Source organism: Martinezella hainanensis, from assembly GCF_900094555.1.
In the GTDB taxonomy this organism is placed as follows: Bacteria; Pseudomonadota; Alphaproteobacteria; order Rhizobiales; family Rhizobiaceae; genus Rhizobium; species Rhizobium hainanense.
Genome location: NZ_FMAC01000009.1, coordinates 113180 through 132976, shown reverse-complemented (window position 1 = coordinate 132976; position 19797 = coordinate 113180). Strand labels below are relative to the sequence as shown.

Annotated in this window: 24 protein-coding genes; 18 read left to right on the top strand and 6 right to left on the bottom strand. The window is 59.5% G+C overall.

Annotation, left to right across the window (positions count from 1 at the left end; genetic code table 11):
* Window positions 1-17 precede the first annotated feature (17 nt).
* The 9 genes from GA0061100_RS25440 to GA0061100_RS25400 all read left to right on the top strand — a co-directional run bounded on the left by GA0061100_RS25440 (window position 18) and on the right by GA0061100_RS25400 (window position 7888).
* Window positions 18-1883 carry a potassium transporter Kup gene (locus GA0061100_RS25440; protein WP_425298712.1) on the top strand — a complete coding sequence of 622 codons (1866 nt, stop codon included), beginning with the start codon at window positions 18-20 and terminating at the stop codon, window positions 1881-1883.
* A gap of 141 nt (window positions 1884-2024) precedes the next feature.
* Entirely contained in the window at window positions 2025-2756 is a 732-nt protein-coding gene (locus tag GA0061100_RS25435; protein ID WP_075855617.1) for a hypothetical protein, read from the top strand.
* Window positions 2757-2873: 117 nt separating this feature from the next.
* On the top strand, window positions 2874-4055 hold the full coding sequence (locus GA0061100_RS25430; RefSeq protein ID WP_425298711.1) for a cell wall hydrolase: 1182 nt from the start codon (window positions 2874-2876) through the stop codon (window positions 4053-4055).
* A 312-nt stretch (window positions 4056-4367) separates the two neighbouring features.
* Window positions 4368-4712: an AtpZ/AtpI family protein gene (locus GA0061100_RS25425; RefSeq protein WP_075855615.1), complete on the top strand. Its 345-nt coding sequence runs from the start codon at window positions 4368-4370 to the stop codon at window positions 4710-4712.
* A 78-nt stretch (window positions 4713-4790) separates the two neighbouring features.
* Complete coding sequence (locus GA0061100_RS25420; RefSeq protein WP_069612427.1) at window positions 4791-5543, top strand: F0F1 ATP synthase subunit A; 753 nt, start codon at window positions 4791-4793, stop codon at window positions 5541-5543.
* A 66-nt stretch (window positions 5544-5609) separates the two neighbouring features.
* Window positions 5610-5837: a F0F1 ATP synthase subunit C gene (locus GA0061100_RS25415; protein WP_015338972.1), complete on the top strand. Its 228-nt coding sequence runs from the start codon at window positions 5610-5612 to the stop codon at window positions 5835-5837.
* A gap of 78 nt (window positions 5838-5915) precedes the next feature.
* A complete protein-coding gene (locus GA0061100_RS25410) occupies window positions 5916-6509 on the top strand; it encodes a F0F1 ATP synthase subunit B (RefSeq protein ID WP_075855614.1) in 594 nt (197 codons plus the stop codon).
* A gap of 3 nt (window positions 6510-6512) precedes the next feature.
* Window positions 6513-7004 carry a F0F1 ATP synthase subunit B gene (locus tag GA0061100_RS25405; protein WP_075855613.1) on the top strand — a complete coding sequence of 164 codons (492 nt, stop codon included), beginning with the start codon at window positions 6513-6515 and terminating at the stop codon, window positions 7002-7004.
* A gap of 119 nt (window positions 7005-7123) precedes the next feature.
* Window positions 7124-7888: an aminoglycoside phosphotransferase family protein gene (locus GA0061100_RS25400; protein ID WP_075855612.1), complete on the top strand. Its 765-nt coding sequence runs from the start codon at window positions 7124-7126 to the stop codon at window positions 7886-7888.
* Between the two features lie 4 nt (window positions 7889-7892).
* Here GA0061100_RS25400 and GA0061100_RS25395 read toward each other — a convergent pair whose 3' ends face one another.
* Together GA0061100_RS25395 and GA0061100_RS25390 are read right to left on the bottom strand one after the other, a co-directional pair.
* Entirely contained in the window at window positions 7893-8552 is a 660-nt protein-coding gene (locus GA0061100_RS25395) for a ribonuclease HII (protein WP_075855611.1), read from the bottom strand.
* A gap of 118 nt (window positions 8553-8670) precedes the next feature.
* Window positions 8671-9828, bottom strand: a complete 1158-nt coding sequence (locus GA0061100_RS25390) for a PA0069 family radical SAM protein (RefSeq protein WP_075855610.1) — start codon at window positions 9826-9828, stop codon at window positions 8671-8673.
* Window positions 9829-10068: 240 nt separating this feature from the next.
* Between GA0061100_RS25390 and GA0061100_RS25385 the strand changes: the two genes are divergently transcribed.
* Both GA0061100_RS25385 and GA0061100_RS25380 read left to right on the top strand, forming a co-directional pair.
* On the top strand, window positions 10069-10587 hold the full coding sequence (locus GA0061100_RS25385) for a glycosyltransferase family 2 protein (protein WP_075855609.1): 519 nt from the start codon (window positions 10069-10071) through the stop codon (window positions 10585-10587).
* 180 nt (window positions 10588-10767) lie between these two features.
* Window positions 10768-11082: a hypothetical protein gene (locus tag GA0061100_RS25380; RefSeq protein WP_075855608.1), complete on the top strand. Its 315-nt coding sequence runs from the start codon at window positions 10768-10770 to the stop codon at window positions 11080-11082.
* 32 nt (window positions 11083-11114) lie between these two features.
* Here GA0061100_RS25380 and moaB read toward each other — a convergent pair whose 3' ends face one another.
* From moaB to GA0061100_RS25360, 4 genes are all read right to left on the bottom strand, one after another.
* A complete protein-coding gene (gene moaB, locus GA0061100_RS25375) occupies window positions 11115-11669 on the bottom strand; it encodes a molybdenum cofactor biosynthesis protein B (protein ID WP_075855607.1) in 555 nt (184 codons plus the stop codon).
* Entirely contained in the window at window positions 11669-12583 is a 915-nt protein-coding gene (locus GA0061100_RS25370) for a 4-(cytidine 5'-diphospho)-2-C-methyl-D-erythritol kinase (protein ID WP_075855606.1), read from the bottom strand. The genes moaB and GA0061100_RS25370 overlap by 1 nt, the downstream gene beginning before the upstream one ends.
* A 6-nt stretch (window positions 12584-12589) precedes the next feature.
* The gene (locus GA0061100_RS25365) at window positions 12590-14446 is read right to left on the bottom strand and encodes a tetratricopeptide repeat protein (RefSeq protein ID WP_075855605.1); all 1857 of its coding nucleotides are present in this window, start codon (window positions 14444-14446) and stop codon (window positions 12590-12592) included.
* A 124-nt stretch (window positions 14447-14570) separates the two neighbouring features.
* Complete coding sequence (locus tag GA0061100_RS25360) at window positions 14571-15587, bottom strand: polyprenyl synthetase family protein (RefSeq protein ID WP_075855604.1); 1017 nt, start codon at window positions 15585-15587, stop codon at window positions 14571-14573.
* Between the two features lie 108 nt (window positions 15588-15695).
* On the opposite strand from GA0061100_RS25360, the gene GA0061100_RS25355 reads away from it, so the two are divergent.
* The 7 genes from GA0061100_RS25355 (at window position 15696) to GA0061100_RS25325 (ending at window position 19665) form a co-directional block, all read left to right on the top strand.
* A complete protein-coding gene (locus GA0061100_RS25355) occupies window positions 15696-15926 on the top strand; it encodes a putative signal transducing protein (RefSeq protein WP_075855603.1) in 231 nt (76 codons plus the stop codon).
* 8 nt (window positions 15927-15934) lie between these two features.
* Window positions 15935-16711, top strand: coding sequence for a tRNA1(Val) (adenine(37)-N6)-methyltransferase (locus GA0061100_RS25350; protein WP_075855602.1), 777 nt, complete (start codon window positions 15935-15937; stop codon window positions 16709-16711).
* 107 nt (window positions 16712-16818) lie between these two features.
* Window positions 16819-17679, top strand: a complete 861-nt coding sequence (locus GA0061100_RS25345) for a S49 family peptidase (protein ID WP_075855601.1) — start codon at window positions 16819-16821, stop codon at window positions 17677-17679.
* Between the two features lie 16 nt (window positions 17680-17695).
* Complete coding sequence (locus GA0061100_RS25340) at window positions 17696-17887, top strand: hypothetical protein (RefSeq protein WP_075855600.1); 192 nt, start codon at window positions 17696-17698, stop codon at window positions 17885-17887.
* A 64-nt stretch (window positions 17888-17951) separates the two neighbouring features.
* Entirely contained in the window at window positions 17952-18182 is a 231-nt protein-coding gene (locus GA0061100_RS25335) for an AbrB/MazE/SpoVT family DNA-binding domain-containing protein (protein ID WP_075855599.1), read from the top strand.
* On the top strand, window positions 18182-18586 hold the full coding sequence (locus GA0061100_RS25330) for a PIN domain-containing protein (protein WP_075855598.1): 405 nt from the start codon (window positions 18182-18184) through the stop codon (window positions 18584-18586). The genes GA0061100_RS25335 and GA0061100_RS25330 overlap by 1 nt, the downstream gene beginning before the upstream one ends.
* Before the next feature lie 119 nt (window positions 18587-18705).
* Complete coding sequence (locus GA0061100_RS25325) at window positions 18706-19665, top strand: glycine--tRNA ligase subunit alpha (protein WP_075855597.1); 960 nt, start codon at window positions 18706-18708, stop codon at window positions 19663-19665.
* Window positions 19666-19797 lie beyond the last annotated feature (132 nt).

The following is a 19797-nucleotide window of genomic DNA, read 5'->3' as shown; positions in this document are numbered from 1 at the left end:
ATTCTCCCGACGGGAAAATGAACTCTCGTAAGCTCGCATACCTCGCCCTCGGCTCGATCGGCGTTGTTTATGGCGACATCGGTACGAGCCCGCTCTATGCCTTTCGCGAAGCATTGAAGCCGGTGGCCGCTGACGGTCTGACGCGCGGCGAAGTCATCAGCGTCGTATCGTTGATGTTCTGGACGCTGACGATCATCGTCACGATCAAATATGTCCTTTTTCTGCTCCGTGCGGACAACGATGGCGAAGGCGGCACTCTATCGCTGCTGGCGCTGTTGATGAAGACGGCGAACGGCCACACCGCCATCTTGATGCTGCTGGGCCTTTTGGGCGCGGCACTCTTTCTCGGCGACGCGATGATTACCCCGGCGCTTTCGGTTCTTTCCGCCGTCGAAGGTCTGAAGCTCGTCACACCGCAATTGTCGGATTATATCGTCCCCATATCGGTGGCGATCCTGGCGCTGCTTTTTGCGATCCAGTCGCATGGCACCGGTGCGGTCGCTCGCTTCTTCGGCCCGATCACGGCGCTGTGGTTCATCGTCATGGGCCTTGCCGGCATCATGCACATTTCCGATGACTACAGCATTCTGGCAGCGCTCAATCCCTGGTATGCGGTGAGCTTTCTGATGCGCGAGGGCTTTCTCGGCGTCGTCGTTCTCGGTGCCGTGTTTCTGACGGTGACAGGTGCGGAAGCCCTTTATGCCGACCTTGGCCATTTCGGCCGCCGTCCGATCCAATGGGCCTGGTTCGTGCTGGTGTTTCCGTCGCTGACTTTGAACTACTTCGGTCAGGGCGCTCTAGTCCTGCGCGACCCAATGGCCATGTCGGATCCGTTCTTCCTGATGTATCCGCACTGGGCGATCCTGCCGGTGGTCATTCTTGCCACGATGGCGACGATCATCGCCAGCCAGGCCGTGATCACGGGTGCTTTCTCGCTCACGCGTCAGGCGATTCACCTCGGCTTCCTGCCGCGCATGGAAATCCTCTTTACGTCCGAGACCAATACCGGGCAGATATTCCTGCCATCGGTCAATACCGTCCTGTTCTTCGGTGTCATCTTCCTGGTGCTGGCCTTCAAGACCTCGGATGCGCTGGCGACGGCCTATGGTATCTCGGTGACCGGCGCGATGGTCGTCACCTCGATCATGGCGTTCGAATTCGTGCGAGTCCGCTGGAACTGGTCACTACCCATGGCCGTTGCCGTGCTTACGCCGCTCTTGCTGCTGGAATTCGTCTTCCTCGGCGCCAACCTCTTGAAGATCCATGACGGCGGCTATGTTCCGGTTATGATCGCGACGGCCTTTACCGTCATCATGTGGACCTGGCGCCGCGGCACGTCGATCCTGATGGAAAAGACGCGGCACACCGATATCCCGTTGTCCTCCTTCGTCAGCTCCATCGAGCGCAAGAGCGATCATTCGCCCGCGCATGTGCCCGGCACGGCGATCTTCCTGACCAGCGATCCGGAATCCGCGCCCGCCGCACTGTTGCATAATCTGAAGCACAATCACGTCCTGCACGACAAGAACGTCATTTTGACGATCCGCACCATCAACAAGCCGCGCGTCGCCCAGGAGGACCGCTATTCGGTCGAGAAGGTTTCCGAGCGCTTCTCGCGTGTCGAGTTGCGCTTTGGCTTCATGGAATCGCAGAATGTCTCGCAGGCGCTCGCGACTCTGCGCAAGACGGGCCTGAAGTTCGACATCATGTCGACCTCCTTCTATCTTGGCCGGCGCAAGCTGGTGCCGGATGCGAAGTCGGGGATGCCGCATTGGCAGGACCGGCTCTATATCGCGCTCGCCAATGCCGCGACTGACCCCTCGGACTACTTCCGTCTGCCGGCCAACCGCGTGGTGGAACTAGGCTCGCACGTCATCATCTGACGCAGATATTCTTGCTGTCCGTTCAAAAGGCCTGGTGGATATCCGCCGGGCCTTTTGACTTTTCCATTGCGCAAGTGAGGCGTTGGCCTATTCAATCTAAAGACGTAAGTACTGCTATGGTCTTGGAGGAGGCGATCGCGGATGTTTAAACAGACCTTGTCCATCGCACGTCGCAATATGGCATTTTACGCGACGTTTATCCTGTGCTCCGTTGGCGCTTCGATTTTCGATGAGTATTCTGGAGGGTCCGCTTCGGCAGGTGCCACTTTTATTTTAATGAGCATATTGTCGATGAATGTTCAGAACTCAGTTCTACGAGATCAGAATTTCACCGCCGCGGCCAAGGGCAGAAAACTTCCGTTCGCTGGATATATGTTCAGGAGTGTGGCGCTAACGCTGGGAGGGTTCATGATAATGCTGCCGATCCTTGTCATTCTTCTGAAATTGAATGACCTTGGAAAGGCTTACGTCGGGCTGTGGGCAACGCTGGCATTCTTGGTAACGCTTACCATCGTCTTTTCTCTGTTTGGCACGTGGTTACCGGCGCGCCTCCATGGCACCAATGCGAGTATAGGAGATGCACTGCGACGAGGTCTGAAGCGGTTTCCCTCGACGGCGTCCCTGATATTCCTGGGCTTAGCCGTTCCACTCGTTGCCGGCGTGATTGTGGGGATTCTTGCGAGTTCCGTCAGGGGGACGGATCTGATCGTGAATGGTCAGTTGAATATCCCTGTCGTTGTGGCGTCTTTGGTATCCAATGCGTTACAGATGATTGGTTGGACTTATGTATCAGTGCTCCTAGCGCGCCGATACATGGTGGCGGAGCATATCGAGCCTCCGCCTAGCACTGAGCTGCTCACAGCCCTTACATGAGTTCGCCACACACTCCGAATCTTTCATTCCTAACCATAGAATTGCCCGAATTAACCATCCATCAAGGTTAATGGGAGATTATTCCGGCTCCTAGTTTCGAGTGCCGTTTGGAGTCCGGTGTTGTCTCGCTCGCGTTATGCCAGCCGCAAACTGCGGTTTTTGCCACAAAACTGGACCTCTCCAGCCGTCTTCGGGCTTTGCGCCTGGCTTATTTTCCCATCGACGGCAGCCTATGGCGATCTTGCCGGCCTGCTTGCCGGGATCGACCGGGAAGGGGCGAACTGGCGCATGGTGATGACCAATTCGCCAGCCGGCTCCACCCATCAGGCGGAACTGGCTTTCGGTGACGTCAAGGCCTCTGCTGCCATTGGAGATGGCGGTCTCGTGTTGCCGGACGGGCGCCGGGTCGCGTTCCAGTCCGAACAGAAGGGCAGCGATCCCCGGCCCGATGAGGACCGTATCAATCGGCAGGACAAGAAGGGCAGAGTGGTGGCTGTCGCGCCGATGCAGCCGCCGAAGGATTTTTCCGCGGGCTCCGTGCTGCAGCGCCAGAGCTTGCTTCTTCGGCCGGAATCGGCGACCGGCGAGCGCACCGCGTTCCTGAAGCCGAAGCTCGGCGGCAAGGAAATCCAGATTGCTACTGCTTTCTATAAGAAGCAGCCGCCGAAGCCGGATGATAGCGTGCCGGCCTATATTGCCAATCTGGTCACCAATCAGAATGCCGATGTTCTGGCGGCCGCCTATGCCTCGCCGGCGCCGGATTATGCCCGTGTTTCGCCCTTCGATTCCATTCTTGCCAAGGATCAGGACGGCGAGGGCCGCTTCGTGCCGCAGATAGGCCCCAAGGATCACCTATGGGCCGCCAATGTCCTGCCACCCTCGGTCTTCTCCTCGGATGAGCAGCAATGCCTAGCGACCGGCATCTATTTCGAGGCACGCGGCGAATCCGTGAAGGGGCAGGCAGCCGTCGCCCAGGTCATCCTCAATCGCGTCCGCAATCCCGCTTATCCCAAGACCATCTGTGGCGTCGTCTATCAGAATGAGGATTGGACCAACGCTTGCCAGTTCTCCTTTGCCTGCGACAACGTCAAGGAGCGCGTCAATTCCCCCGAACACTGGCGTATCGCCCGTCAGGTCGCCATGGCCGTGACCGCCGGCAAGATCTGGTTGCCGGAAGTCGGTTCCGCCACCCATTATCATGCTGTCTATGTCCGGCCGAAATGGGCTGCTGAAATGGTGAAGGTCGGCCGCATAGGCATGCACATCTTCTACAGGACCTATGGCGGCGGCTGGAGCTGAGGCAGTCGGTTCTGGCAGATTGACGCGGCGCGCGGACGCGCTGCCCCTGGCAAAAAAGCCACAGGAAAGCAGGGGCTGAAGAGGATTCTTCGGCTCAGTTTTCGATCAATATGGCTCTTTCGGCCTAAGATCATGATTTAATTGGGCTAATTTATGGCTGGACAGATGACGTCTACGCCTTGACTATGCTTTTTCCTAAAACTATGTTGCGCGCGACTTCAAAACGGGCCGAAAGGTGGCGAAACCTGCTGTTCGTTTACGCGTTGACCGGGGTACAGGGATTGCGCGCAACGAAAATGGGAGGATGCCACCATGACGGACGACCGCGACGAAGGTCTGGAACAGCGGCGAGCGCAGCTGGGAGCCGAATTGGCGAGCAAACGCGCTGCGGTGAGAGAGGGTGAACGCGGGGAGGTTCGCGCCGAGGAGAGCCGTAAAGGCTACGCTCAGGCGATGAAGCTTTCCAGTGAGTTCATAGCCGCAATCATCGTTGGCGCTGTTCTGGGCTATGTCCTGGACCGTTTTCTCGGTACGACGCCGTGGGGCATGATTATTCTGCTGCTTCTCGGATTTTGTGCCGGCGTGCTGAATGTGCTGCGCTCTGCGGGCAAGGTGGCGACACCGGTGCCGCAAGAGCGTGGTCCTGATAAGAAATGAGCGGAAGCAACGCTGCGGCGCTGTTTCCAGATGAGAAGCATCCGCTCGGTGGAGCGGAAAAATGAAAGAGAACAAGCGGTGGCAAACGATCCTACCCATCAGTTCCTGATCTTCAAGATTATCCCGATCGATATCGGCGGAATTGATTTTTCGTTCACCAACGCCTCGCTGTTCATGGTTGCCTCCGCAGTGATTTCCGCGGGCTTCCTTTATTTTGCCAGCGCGCCGCGCGGCGTCATCCCGACGCGCTCGCAGTCGGTGGCGGAAATGGCCTATGAGTTCATCGCCTCGATGCTGAAAGAGGGGGCGGGGACGAAGGGAATGAAGTTCTTCCCGCTGGTCTTCTCTCTCTTCATGTTCGTCCTGACGGCGAACCTGCTAGGCCTCGTTCCTTACTTCTATACCGTCACCAGCCAGATCATCGTGACGCTTGCGCTCGCGCTGCTCGTCATCTTCACCGTTATTTTCTACGGTTTGATCAAGCATGGCTTCGGCTTCTTCAAGATCTTCGTGCCGCAGGGTGTTCCGGGGGTTCTTCTGCCGCTGGTGGTGGCGATCGAAATCATCTCCTTCCTGTCCCGCCCGGTTTCGCTCTCTGTTCGTCTTTTCGCCAACATGTTGGCCGGTCATATCACGCTCAAGGTGTTCGCGGGCTTCGTCGCCTCGCTCGGAGCACTCGGCGCGCTTGGTATCGGCGGAGCTGTTCTTCCTCTTATCATGACCGTCGCCCTCACCGGTCTCGAGTTCCTTGTCGCCTTCCTTCAGGCTTACGTCTTTGCGGTGCTGACTTGCATGTACCTCAACGACGCAATCCACCCGGGTGGCCACTAAGGATAAAGACATTGGCGTCTAACGGCGTCAGTCATTCACCGCACAACCATTTCAAAGGAGTTCAACATGGACGCGGAAGCAGCAAAGTTCATCGGCGCAGGTTTGGCTTGCTTTGGTATGGCCGGCACGGCTCTCGGCCTCGGCAATATCTTCGGCAGCTACCTGTCCGGCGCACTGCGCAACCCGTCGGCTGCTGACAGCCAGTTCGGCCGTCTGGTATTCGGCTTCGCCGTTACGGAAGCTCTGGGCATCTTCTCGCTGCTCGTCGCTCTCCTCCTGCTCTTCGCCGTCTGATATCAGCGGCGTCATAGATCACGGTTCGCGAGCAGCGAGCCGTGATTCTTTGTATTTGCAGACCACCTGGAGGTGAGCATGTTTGTGACCCCGGCATATGCTGAAGAAGCACCGCCGGCCGCCGGAGCGGTGCACACGGAAACGGGTGCGCCGAATGAAGGCCATCACGGCGGCGTATTCCCGCCGTTTGACCATACGACGTATCCGTCACAGCTGCTTTGGCTGGTGATCACCTTCGTTATCTTCTACGTGGCCATGCAGAAGATCGTTATTCCGCGCGTCGGCAGCATTCTGGAAAGCCGGCACGACCGGATCGCCCAGGATATCCAAGAAGCCTCGCGTCTGAAGGCTGAAGCCGACGCTGCCGTCGCGACCTATGAAAGCGAATTGGCCGCTGCGCGCGCCAAGGCGAATTCCATCGGCGCCACTGCCCGCGATGCCGCCAAGGCCAAGGCCGAAGAAGATCGCAAGGCGATCGAGGCAAGCCTGGCTGAGAAGCTCAAGGCCGCAGAAGGCCGGATCGCTGAAATCAAGGCGAAAGCCTTCGGCGATGTCGGTGCGATTGCCGAGGAGACGGCTGGTGCCGTCGTCGAGCAGTTGGTTGGCAATGTCGCCGGTAAGGCCGATGTCGCCTCTGCGGTTGCGGCTGCTGCCGCCAAGCAGGAGGGGTGATCCATGGAATTCGCTTTCGACAACACCTTCTTCGCGTTCGTCAGCCTTCTCATCTTCCTCGGCCTGATCGTTTACCTGAAGGTTCCGGGCATGATGGCAAAGTCGCTTGACGACCGCGCCGATCAGATCCGCAACGAGCTGGCAGAAGCCAAGCGCCTGCGCGAAGAGGCCCAGCACTTGCTGGCCGAGTATCAGCGCAAGCGCAAGGAAGCCGAGGCTGAAGCAGCGCACATCGTCGCTGCAGCCGAGCGCGAAGCCGAAATGCTGACGACCGAGGCTCGCAAGAAGACCGAGGAGTTCGTCGCCAACCGCACGGCTTTGTCCGAGCAGAAGATCAAGCAGGCGGAAGCCGATGCGATGAAGGCGGTCCGTTCCGCCGCCGTCGACCTGGCGATTGCCGCTGCTGAATCGGTTCTGGCGAAGAAGGCCGACGGCAGCGTCCAGTCCGGCCTCTTCAGCGATGCGGTCAAGGAAGTGAAGACGCGGTTGAACTAAGCCCGCGGAACATCGAAATTCGAAAGAGCCCCGCTTCGGTGGGGCTTTTCTGTTTTCTGCCCAGGCAGGTTGATCATCGCCGCGACCGACAGCAAAATCACGAGATTGGGGGGAGGCAGATGCAGGCACCAACAGGCGATGAGCCGTTTCGTCAAGGCGATCTTATCGTGAGGCCGTCGCAGCCATGGACAGCGGGCGTGCATGCCTTGCTGGCTGCCCTTCATCGGCATGGCTTTGCGGCAGCCCCTCTGGCGGTCGGATATGACGAGGTCTGGGAAAAGGTGTCCTATTTGCCCGGAGATACCGGCGACCTCGATGGCAGTGCTCACATGCGCAGCGAGACGGCGCTGCGATCGGCAGCATCGCTGCTGCGGCGCTATCATGATTGCTGTGCCTTGTTCGCGCGGAACCTTGAGGCCGATTATGCATGGCAACTGCCGGCTCGTTCGCCCTGCGAGGTCATCTGCCATGGGGATTTTGCCCCCTACAATGTCGTCCTGAATGATGGCGAAGTAACCGGCATCATCGATTTCGAGGCGGCGCATCCTGGTCCGCGAATATGGGATCTGGCCTACGCCGTCTATCGCTGGGCGCCTGTATCCTCCCTTGTCGCTGTGGATGGATTGGACAGACTTGCTGGCCAGATCAACCGTGCCCGCATCTTCATCGATGTCTATGGCTTGTCCGCTGCCGAGCGTCTTTCATTGCCTGACGTCATCGTCGGTCGGCTTGAGGCTCTGTTGGCCTTCATGGAGCGGGAAGCTGCCCGCGGCATCGAGAGATATCGCCGAAATCTGCAGGAAGGCCATGACCGTATCTACAGGGAAGACATCGCCTATATCGGAAAATGGTCGGCGGAGATCGTCGCAGGGTTGACGAGCTGAGCGCTCAGACGGCCTCTTTGCGCAAGGGGCGAAAGCTCATGCGATGCAGGGAGCAGGGACCGTGCTCCTCAATGCCGGCGCGATGCTGCGCGGTGCCATAGCCCGCATGGGCTGCAAAGCCATAGGCGGGGAAGACGACGCCGGCGCGTGTCATCATCCGGTCGCGGGTCACTTTGGCCACGATCGATGCGGCGGCGATGGAGAACGAGCGCGCATCGCCCTTGACCACGGCCTTGCCGGGGCAGGCAAGACCGGTTGGCACATCGAGCCCGTCGGTCAGTACATAGCTCGCCGGCATTGCCAGCCCGCATATGGCGCGGCGCATGGCATCCAGGCTCGCCTTGCGGATATCGGTCGTGTCGATACGGGTTGCACTCGAGGAAGCGATGGAGACCGTTGCTGTCGCCAGGATCTCGACGAACAGTTCTTCTCGCCTAGCCGCACTCAACTGCTTGGAATCATTCAGTCCATTCGGGATGCGCTCCGGATCGAGAATGACGGCGGCAGCGACGACAGGCCCCGCAAGTGGTCCTCGGCCGACCTCGTCAGCTCCGGCAACAGGCCAATGCCCGGCGCGCCGTGCGATCAATTCCAGCTCGAAAGTGGGGACAAGCGGAATGTCCTCGAACAGCATTGGAGAATCGGGTGGTGCACGGCGTGACATGCGGCGAAGCTCGCACACCACCCGATCTCCTGCAAGCCCCCGGTGGATCATGGCGGCGAACCGGGGGGCTTTTCCAGCGGGTACAGGGAACCCCCGCAAGGAAGGCAGAATAGAAAAATCAGAGCAGCGACAGCTGCACGCCGCTGCCGTCGGGCGGCACGAACAGGTCGTCGCGCAAGGCGATATTGCGGCGCGTAAGCTCGAGCCGGCGCGTCGCCATTTCGAAGCGGCGGCTGATCTGCCAGGCATAGGGTCCGGCGCCCTTCATGCGCTTGCCGAATTCCGCATCGTAATCCTTGCCACCGCGCATCGAGCGGATCAGCGACATGACGTGGCGATAGCGGTCCGGATAATGCTGCAGAAGCCAGTCGCGAAAGAGCGGGCTCACCTCCAGCGGCAGCCGTAGGATCACATAGCTTGCCTCCTGCGCGCCGGCGGCCTTGCCGGCATCGAGGATACGCTCGATCTCGTGATCGTTAAGCGCAGGGATGATCGGTGCCACCATGATCGAGGTGCGGATGCCGGCTTCGCTCAAGGCCTGGATCGCCTCCAGCCGCCGCGGCGGCGTTGCGGCACGCGGCTCCATCGCACGCGCCAGCTTCCGGTCGAGTGTCGTCACCGACAGGCCCACCCGCACAAGGTTCTTGGCGGCCATCTCTTTCAGAATATCGATATCGCGCATGACCAGCGCCGATTTGGTGACGATGGCGACCGGATGGTTTGCCCGGTTCAGCACTTCGAGGATCTGGCGCATGATCCGCCATTCCTTCTCGATCGGCTGATAGGGGTCGGTATTGGTACCGATGGCGATGACGCGCGGCTTGTAGCCGGGCTTTGCCAATTCGCGTTCCAGAAGCTTGGCAGCATCCGGCTTGGCAAACAGCTTCGATTCGAAATCCAGTCCCGCCGACAGGCCCATATAGGCATGTGTCGGCCGCGCGAAGCAGTAGATGCAACCATGCTCGCAGCCGCGATAAGGGTTGATCGATCGATCGAAGGGAATGTCGGGCGATTCGTTGCGGGTGATGGCGGTGCGTGGCTTTTCCACCTGCACCTCGGTCTTGAAGGGCGGCAGCTCTTCCCAACTTTGCCAGCCATCGTCGAAGGTCTCGCGCTGTTGTGGCTCGAACCGGCCGCTCGGGTTCAACCCCGCGCCGCGTCCGCGCCGGCGCTCGACGTCGACCCTGAGACCAGAATCGGCGATCAAAGCGTTGGCAACGTCTGCCGTATTGGCAGGCGCGAAAGCGGCCTGCCCTGCAAGGGACTGCTCGTTCATCGGTAGCTCCAGGGCGGCTCATGCCATCGCATGCCGCGTCTAAGATGATTAAATTCCTATCCGACAAATGAGAACATTGCAAGAACAAAAATCCGGGATGGTCACTTTCCACCGTATTCGGGAGGGGCATCTGGCGATGCCGGCTGGGAGAAATTTCGTCAGCGTATGATGTTTGTCTTAAACGCTCGGACTTGAGGTTAGGTGCTGGCAATAAATTGTGCGCCGCTCTATAAATGGGCAATGTTGACGGTCATCATCGAATGCCAGGATCACGAACCAGAGCTGGCGCAGACATTGGCGGCATTGGTGGCAGGCGCGGTCGAAGGGCTGGTCAGCGACGTGGTCGTGCTTGATCACGGGTCCAGGGATGGCACATCGAAGGTGGCGGATGCTGCTGGCTGCCGCTTTTATTCGCAATGGGATATCAAGGACATATTGCGGTCTGCGAGGGGCGAATGGCTGTTGCTGGTCGAGCCCGGTGCGCGGCCGCAAGCGGGCTGGATCGATGAGATTGCCGAATATGTCTCGCTGAACAAGGTGCCTGCGCGCTTTACCGCATCGCGCGGCTATCGCCGCCCGTTTCTGAAGCGAATCGGCCGTCGCACGGAGCCGCTGGAGCTGGGTTTGCTGCTTTCCAAGCACCAGGCCATAGCTGTTGCCCGATCGGGTATGCGGCTGGCCGAATTCGCCAAGGGACAGAAGGGCCGACGGCTTTCAAGCGAGCTCATCCCATCCTGGGTGGCGCGGGCGGCACGATAGGCTCCGTTATCCACCTGAACCGAGATTCCATTTGAAAAGCCGCAAATAGCTGCGATAATTCTCTCATGGCGGCACCTCTCGCGTGTCGCGTCGGGCCGACCATGAAGATGCCGATACGCGGCGGAACAGGTTAGCGGAGCACTCCTTGTCCGCCGGGATACCGGCGAAAGGAGGTGCGTCATGAAACGCACGATGCTCACCCGCCTCACGGCAACGGCCCTCGTGGCAACATCGATCCTCTATCCTGGCGTCGCCGCCTCCCAGGTAACGCTCGCCTGCGCCCAGCGCGTCGATATCGTCGCCTTTCTCGGCGATCATCTTTCGGAAAAGCTTTCCGCTGTCGGCAAGCTCGATTCCAATACGGTCATGGAGATCTATGCGGCCGAGAGCGGCAATTGGACACTGTTGATGAGCGACGCTTCCGGCCGCAGCTGCATCATTCTCAGTGGCGACAAATGGGAATCAATTCCTGTTTTGCCGGGGCAGAAGGCGTAGCAGTCGCATAATGCCCTACAGGCGCTTAGGACCTACTTGGAGCTTGCGCCGCGCTTCAGATGCTCGTCGAGGCGCGGCATGATTTCAACGAAATTGCAGGGCATGTGGCGGTAGTCGAGCTGCGCCTTCAAGATGCCGTCCCAGGCATCCTTGCAGGCGCCAGGCGAACCCGGCAGCACGAAGATGAAGGTGGCGTTGGCCACACCGCCGGTCGCCCGCGACTGAATGGTCGCCGTGCCGATTTTGTCATAGGAGATACGATGGAAGACCTCGGAAAAGCCGTCCATCCGCTTTTCGAACAGAGGTTCGAGCGCCTCGGGCGTCACATCGCGGCCGGTAAAGCCGGTGCCGCCGGTGGTAATTACCACATCGACCGTATCGTCCTTCGTCCAGGCTTCCACCTGCGCGCGGATGCGCTCCTTGTCGTCGGGAACGATGGCGCGGGCGGCAAGCCTATGTCCGGCGTCCGCAATGCGGGCAACCAGCGTATCGCCCGATTTGTCGTCGGCGAGCGTGCGGGTATCGGAAACGGTCAGCACCGCGATGCCGACGGGAATGAAGGATCTTTCGTTGACTGAGCCTGCCATCATGCCTCTCCCGCGATCGTCTCCGTCACCTGGAAATACCAGTCCGGCTTCTGTCTGTGAAGCGAAGCGGCCGCTTCCGTTGCCTGTTCGATATCCGCGAAGATGCCGAAGCATGTTGCGCCGGAACCGGACATGCGCGTCATGATCGGAGACTTACTTTCGATCAGGCTGGAAAGTATCGCAATCTCCCCGCAGATCGAGCGCGCCGGCGGTTCGAGATCGTTGCGCAGGTTCCTGATCGTGTCGATCCATTCGCCGTATCCCTGCGGCATCTGCGATGGAAACAGCAATGGTGGATTGTCCTTGCGGGAGAGACGGCGAAACACATCCGCTGTGGAGACGCCGACAAGCGGGTTGCCGAGAACCATCGGAAAGGAAGGAAAGGACGGCAGCAAGTCTATCGCTTCTCCGATCCCGCGCGCCACCAGCGGCTGGCTCGCAAGGCACATCGGCACATCGGCGCCGAGTTTCAGGGCGATCGTCTTGAGCATGTCCTCCGGCAGCTTAAGGTGCCACAGCCGCATCAGCCCACGCAATGTCGCAGCCGCGTCCGCCGAGCCGCCACCGATTCCCGATGCGATCGGCAGGTTCTTTTCCAGATGGATATGGGCAGCGGGTGCATCGAAGCCGGCCGAGCTGGCTGCCTGCCGCAAGAGATCGCGCGCCTTGAGCACGAGATTGTCGCCAGCCTCGGCATCGGCGGACAGCAGCGGTCCGAAGCGCCCGGAAAGGCTGAATTCATCTTGCTCGCCGGCACGAAAGCCGAGCCGATCGCCGTGGCGGGCGAAACTGACAAGCATGTCGAGCAGGTGATAGCCATCGGAGCGGCGACCCGTGACATGCAATGCGAGATTGATCTTTGCGGGCGCTTCTTCCGTGAGGTCGAAAGCGCCCGCTGCCAAGATCGTGCCCATGGAAACTTAGGACTTCTTGTCGACCGGCGCCGGAGCGTTCGTATCGGGCGAGGGTGCCGGTGCTGGGTCGGGCTGCTTGCTCTTGTCGACGGTCTTCGGATCGTTGTCGAGCGGCGGCAAGCCCTTCTCGACCTTCTCCTTGATCTTCGGAATATCGGCCTCTTCCGGTTTGGAGGCGAGCGCACGATTCCACTGATAGACGGCTTCGAGCTTGCGGTTGACGCGCCAGTAGGCGTCACCCAGATGGTCGTTGATCGTCGGATCGCCAGCCTTGAGCTGCGCTGCCCGCTCCAGCTCGTTGACTGCATCGTCGAAACGGTTGAGGCGGAAATAGGCCCAGCCGAGGGAATCGACGATGTAGCCATCATCCGGTCTCAGATCGACGGCCTTCTTGATCATGTCCAGGCCCTGGTCGAGGTTCATGTTCATATCGACCCAGGAATAGCCGAGATAGTTCAGTACTTGCGGTTGATCCGGGTTCAGTTCGAGGGCCTTCTTGAAGTTCGGCTCGGCATCCGGCCATTTCTTCAGCCGCTCATAGGCAATCCCGCGCTGGAAGAATACCGCCCAGTCGCTGCGCTTCGGCACGGGACCAATGATCTGCACGGCCTTGTCGTAATTGTCGGCCATGGCCTGGAAGTCCTTGGCATCCGAAAGGACGCTGCCATAGGCGAGATAGCTACGGACATCGTTGGGATCGGAATCGATCAGCGCCTTCAGATGCTTGCGCGCGTCGTCGACCTTACCGGACTGCGCGAGCGCAAGACCGAGCTGCAGCTCGGAAATGCGGGCCATCGGCGAGTTATCAGGCACTTTCTTGTAGAAGGAAATGGCGCGGTCGGTCTGTTCCTGCTTCTCAGCCAGCCCGCCGAGAAGAACGAGCGTATCGGCTGCTTTCGGGTCGAGGGAGTTGGCGATCTGCAGGTAAAGCGACACGACATCCTCGGCGCCGTCACGGTTCAGTGCGGCGCCGATGGTGAAGAGCACGGCGGCGGCACCTTCGCTGGCATTGGTCACCTGCTGGTCCGGCGTATCGCCCTTGCTGATGCTGTCGCGCAGCGCATTCAGTGGCGCATAATTGCTGACGAGATTGTCGCCGACGGAAATCGCATCGAGAGCCTTCTGCTTGTCGCCGGCCTTGGCTTCGAGGCGTGCGAGTGCCATGACGGCGCGCATGAACGTATCCGGAGCCGTCGCGCCGCCCGTCTTGTCGAGGATGGCATCGTTGAGATGCGAACGCGCCGACTTCAGGTCACCCATCGTCAGGGCAATAGCGCCGGCATGATAGTTCTTGAAGATGTTGAACCAGTCCGGTCCCTTCATCTTGTCGATCATCGAGATCGCTTCCTTGCCGCGGCCGGAACCGGCGCGTGCCCAGGCGGCGAGCAGGTTGGTCATCATACGGTCCAGATCGTTCGGACCGTTATATTTGAGGATTTCCTGTGCTGTGCGGTATTCGTGGCGGCGGATGGCATCCATGCCACGCACGATCGTGGTGACGCGCTCGACGGAAGGATCGCTCTTCAGCTCGTTGGCGTATTTGACGCCTTCTTCCAGATTGCCGTTCAGCAGCAGCGAGATCATCAGCCGCTGGCGTATCTCCGGATTGCTCGGGTCGATCATCAGCGCCTTTTTGTAGAGCGCGACGGCAGTGTCGTAGTCGTGATCGACATCGGCAGTACGGGCGGCCAGGAAAGCGCCTGCGAAAGTATCGACGCTATCCGGATCGAAAGAAGTGACCGGAGCACTGGCCTCCGGCGCTGCCGGCTTATCCTCTGCGCGCGCGCCAGTCAGGGCGGACATCAAAAGGATTGCCGCCAAGGCTACGCCCGAAAGGAAACGGATGGCAAGTCTCTGCCGCATTAGAAAGCCTCTCATCAAGGGAATGGCCGGCGAGGTCGCCGGCGGCACAACGCATTCGTGTCAACTGATTCACAACAGGATGGCTTTTTTGAAGCGGCCCTGCAACAAATTCAGGCCGCCGCCATCAATTAACGCGTTCGATGCAGAAATCGATCACTTCGAGAAGTGCCGATTTCCAGGGCGTTTCCGGCAGGGGCGCCAGAGCGTCGCGCGCGATGGTGCCGTAGTGCACGGCACGGGCAATTGTGTCGGCCAGCGCGCCATATTTCGTGATCAGGCCAAGAGCCTTTTCGAGATTTTCGTCGCTGTTATTGCCGGTTTCGATGGCGTCACGCCAGAAGGCGCGTTCCTTTTCGGTGCCACGGCGATAGGCGAGGATTACCGGAAGCGTGATCTTGCCCTCGCGGAAATCGTCGCCGACATTCTTGCCGAGATCGGCAGCCTTGCCGCCGTAGTCGAGAGCATCGTCGACAAGCTGGAAGGCAAGGCCGAGATTGGTGCCGTAGGATTTCAGCGCATTGCGCTCCGCCTTGCCGGCATTGGCGACGATCGGGCCGACTTCGGCCGCAGCGGCGAAAAGCGCCGCCGTTTTGGCGCGGATGACCGAGAGATAATCGTCCTCGGTCGTTTCCATGTTCTTGGAGACCGAAAGCTGCAGCACTTCGCCTTCGGCGATGACGCAGGCGGCCGAGGAGAGCACGTCGAGCGCTTCGAGCGAACCGACTTCCACCATCATGCGGAATGCCTGGCCGAGCAGGAAGTCGCCAACCAGCACGCTCGCCTGGTTGCCCCAGATCATGCGGGCCGTAGACTTGCCGCGACGCAGATCGCTTTCATCGACCACGTCGTCATGCAGCAGCGTGGCCGTATGCAGGAATTCGACCGAGGTCGCGAGCTTGATGTGATTGTCGCCCTGATAGCCGTAGAGCGCGGCAGACGCGATGGTCAGCATCGGCCGCAAACGCTTGCCGCCAGACGAGATGAGATGCTCCGCAACCTCGGGGATCATCTGCACATCGGAACCGGCCTTGGACAGGATGAGCTGATTGACGCGTTCCATGTCCGCCTTGGTCAGATCCACCAGTGGCTTGATGGATGCCAGTTTATTCTTGCTTTCTTCCAGCGGTATCACGACGCCCAACGATCCGGACTCCTGTTCATTTTCTGCAAAGCACAATAAGAAGGGGCGAAAGAGGCGGCAAGAGGCGAATTGTCTCGTCGCGTAAATTTGACAGGAATTCTAGGGCTTATGCACGAACTGATCCGCACAAATGATCCCGTCCTTCTCTCTTTTGCCGAGAGCCTGATGAAGGATGCGGGGATTCATTGCTTTGTCGCGGATCAGGCGATGAGCATTCTGGAAGGCTCGCTCGGCATGTTGCCGCGCCGGTTTCTGGTCGAGGAAGAGCGCGCCGATCAGGCACGGCGGATCCTCGTCGATGCCGGTCTCGGCGACGAGTTGCGCCCGGCACGCGGCTGAGGTTGCCCATGACCGGCAAACCCTCCGAAACCGTCGATGCCTTCCACCGCGGCGCCTTCCATGTCGTGCAGCCGAAGGGCAGGGGGCACCGCTCCGGCATGGATGCCATGCTGCTGGCGGCACTCGTCGCAGATGAGCGCGCGATCCGGGTGGCGGATCTCGGCGCAGGCGCGGGAGCAGCCGGAATGGCCGTGGCGTCGAGGCTCGACCGCGCGGTAGTCGTGCTGTTCGAGCGCTCGTTCGACATGGCCGAGTTCGCGCGCAAGAGCCTTGTGTTGCCGGAAAATGCGCGGTTTGCTAACCGCGTCTCCGTTATCGACGCCGATGTGACGCTGACCGGCAAGGATCGCAACGAGGCAGGCCTTATCGACGACAGCTTCCACCACGTCATCATGAACCCGCCCTTCAACGATGCCAGCGACCGGCTGACGCCCGATGCCTTGAAGGCGGAGGCGCATGCCATGACGGACGGACTGTTCGAGAAATGGATCCGCACGGCAGGCGCGATCATGATCCCCGGCGGTCAGCTGTCGCTCATAGCCCGACCCGAATCCGTCGGCGAGATCATCGCCGCCTGTGGCCGGCGTTTCGGCGGTATCGAGATCACGCCGATCCATCCGCGTGAAGGCGAGAGTGCGGTGCGCATTCTGGTGACGGGAATAAAGGGATCAAGGGCGAGGCTGGCGCTGCGTGCGCCGCTCATCATGCACGGCGAGGGAACGCATAAATTCTCCGATTTCGTCGACGATCTGAACAATGGCCGCGCCGCTTATCAGCGCCGATAGCGCATCGCTTCGATGAATCTCTTCGCGAAATACTGCCCGCAATGTTGCGTTTGCCGTTTCCGTGCATACATCACGGGGCAGCAAACATCATGATTCAGGGATGACGAATGGTTGGGTTCTTGAGACGCATGCTTCCGAAGCGCTTCCGCAAGGAGGAGGTGATCGTCCCCGTCGTCCGTTTGAGCGGCGTCATCTCGTCCGGTGGTGGTCCCTTGCGGCAATCGCTGAACCTTGCAGGCTCATCCCAGGCGCTTGAAAAAGCCTTCGGCATGAAGACGGCGCCTGCTGTCGCCATTATCGTCAATTCGCCGGGTGGCTCTCCGGTGCAATCGCGGATGATCTACAATCGTATTCGTGATTTGGCCGTCGAGAAAAACAAGAAGGTCCTGGTCTTCGTCGAGGATGTCGCAGCATCCGGTGGCTATATGATCGCACTGGCAGGCGATGAGATCATCGCCGACGCCACGTCTATTGTCGGTTCCATTGGAGTCGTCTCGGGCGGCTTCGGTTTCCCGGAACTGTTGAAGAAGATCGGCGTCGAGCGCCGAGTCTATACCGCCGGCGACAACAAGGTGATCCTCGATCCCTTCAAACCGGAGAAGGAAAAGGACATCGAATACTTGAAGAGCCTGCAGCTCGAGATCCACAAGGTCTTCATCGACATGGTGCTCGAGCGTCGCACAGGAAAGCTCTCGGCGGATGAAACAGTGTTCTCTGGCCTCTTCTGGACCGGCAGTCGCGGGCTGGAGCTTGGTTTGATCGATGGCCTCGGCGACATGCGTCAGGAATTGAGGAAGCGCTTCGGCGATAAGGTCAAGCCGATGTTGATTACTGCACCGCGCAGCCTTTTCGGCCGCAAGGCTCCGGGCATTTCGCTTGGCGGCATGGACGGTCTCGGCGCTGGGCTTGCATCCGGGCTTGCGGAGGCGGCAGAGGAAAGGGCATTGTGGAGCCGGTACGGATTGTAATCGGGAGCGCTGGGTAATGCCCCAGACCATCTTCTTCATCATCGCTGTCGGCGGCATCTGGTTGCTTTATCGACGCTTCGTGCGCGATGCCCAGAAGCTCGCCGAAAAGTCTCGCCGTGCCGAAACGGAACGCCGCACCGGTGCGATGGGAACCTTGGTCAAGGATCCGAAAACCGGCGAGTATCATGTGAAACGCGAGGACGAATAGGTCGAATTGCTGCGTTCGCGGGTTTTTGATATACTTTATCTAGTGTATATCATTGGAGCGTTTCATGCAGGTTGCAAAGTGGGGGAACAGTTTAGCCATCCGCATTCCTTCTGCGGTTGTGGATGCGCTCGATCTGAAGGAGGGCGACGATATCGTCGTGCGTGTCGGCACTGGAAACGCCTTCGAGATCGAGCGCGACGACAGGCGACAGAAAGCCTTGGAAAAGATCAGATCGTTCAAGCTCAAACTCCCTGAAGATTGGAAGTTTGACCGCGAAGACGCAAATTCCCGCTGATGCCGCCTGTTTTGGATTTTCTCGACACGAATGTTCTTCTCTATGCTCTTACGGCGGAAGAACAGGCCGAAAAGGCACAATCGCTGCTGGCGCAGCCATTCGCTATCAGCGCGCAAGCGCTGAACGAGTTCGCCAATGTCGGGCGCAAGAAGTTGAGAATGCCATGGGAGGACATCCATGAGGCAATCGAGGCTATAGTGGCAGTCGCCGCAATCATAGTTCCGGTAAATGAGAAGATCACGTTGACGGGACTGCGCCTTGCTCAACGCTACCAGCTTTCTTTCTATGATGCGACGATGGTTGCCGCGGCGATTGAGGCGGGTTGCGAGCGGTTTTATTCGGAAGATTTGCACAACGGCTTGGTGGTTGAGAAGCAATTGATGATTATCAATCCATTCGTCTAAAGACTGTGGGCTTGCGTACGGGCGATGCGCTCAAACTCGGCAGAGTAAAAACTTGACCCATTCGCCTCGCCGTGGCACCTGTCCGCCAATCCATTCGCTAGCGGAAGAAATCAGTTCCCATGACTGCCAACGTGCCCGACCACATGAACCCGAAGCGCTCCTTTCAGGCGCTGATCCTGACGCTGCACAATTACTGGGCCGACAAGGGTTGCGCGGTTCTGCAGCCTTACGACATGGAAGTCGGCGCCGGCACATTCCATCCGGCGACCACATTGCGTTCGCTGGGTCCGAAGCCTTGGCGGGCTGCCTATGTCCAACCGTCCCGCCGCCCGTCAGATGGACGCTATGGCGAGAACCCGAACCGCCTGCAGCACTATTATCAGTATCAGGTCATCCTGAAGCCCAATCCGCCGAACCTGCAGGAACTCTATCTCGGCTCGCTGCAGGCGATCGGCCTCGATCCGCTTCTGCATGACATCCGCTTCGTCGAGGACGATTGGGAAAGCCCGACGCTCGGCGCATGGGGTCTCGGCTGGGAATGCTGGTGCGACGGCATGGAAGTCTCGCAGTTCACCTATTTCCAACAGGTCTGCGGCATCGAATGCGCGCCTGTTGCCGGCGAGCTGACCTATGGTCTCGAGCGCCTTGCCACCTACGTACAGGGCGTCGATAGCGTCTATGACTTGAATTTCAACGGCCTCGAAGGCGAAGACAAGATCACCTATGGCGACGTCTTCCTCCAGGCCGAGCAGGAATATTCCCGGCATAATTTCGAATATGCCAATACCGAGATGCTGCATCGCCATTTCATCGATGCCGAGAAGGAGTGCCAGGCATTGCTGGCAGCCGGCGCGCCCGGCGACAGCGAAAACCAGCGCCTGCACAAGTGCGTCTTCCCGGCCTACGACCAGTGCATCAAGGCGAGCCACGTCTTCAACCTGCTCGATGCCCGCGGCGTCATCTCGGTGACGGAGCGCCAGAGCTACATCCTGCGCGTGCGCACGCTGGCCAAGGCCTGCGGCGAGGCTTTCCTGCTGACCGATGCCGGCGGCATCAACTGGAACCAGCAGGCCGCTTGAGGCGGAAATGTCCCGGAGCGCACTACGTATGCGCTCCTCCGTGGATCACAGCTTGTGCCATATATTTTCCGGGCAACTTTGAGCGGCGATCTCCGGGATTGGGCTGCATCGGTGCAGTCTTGGGCTGCCGTC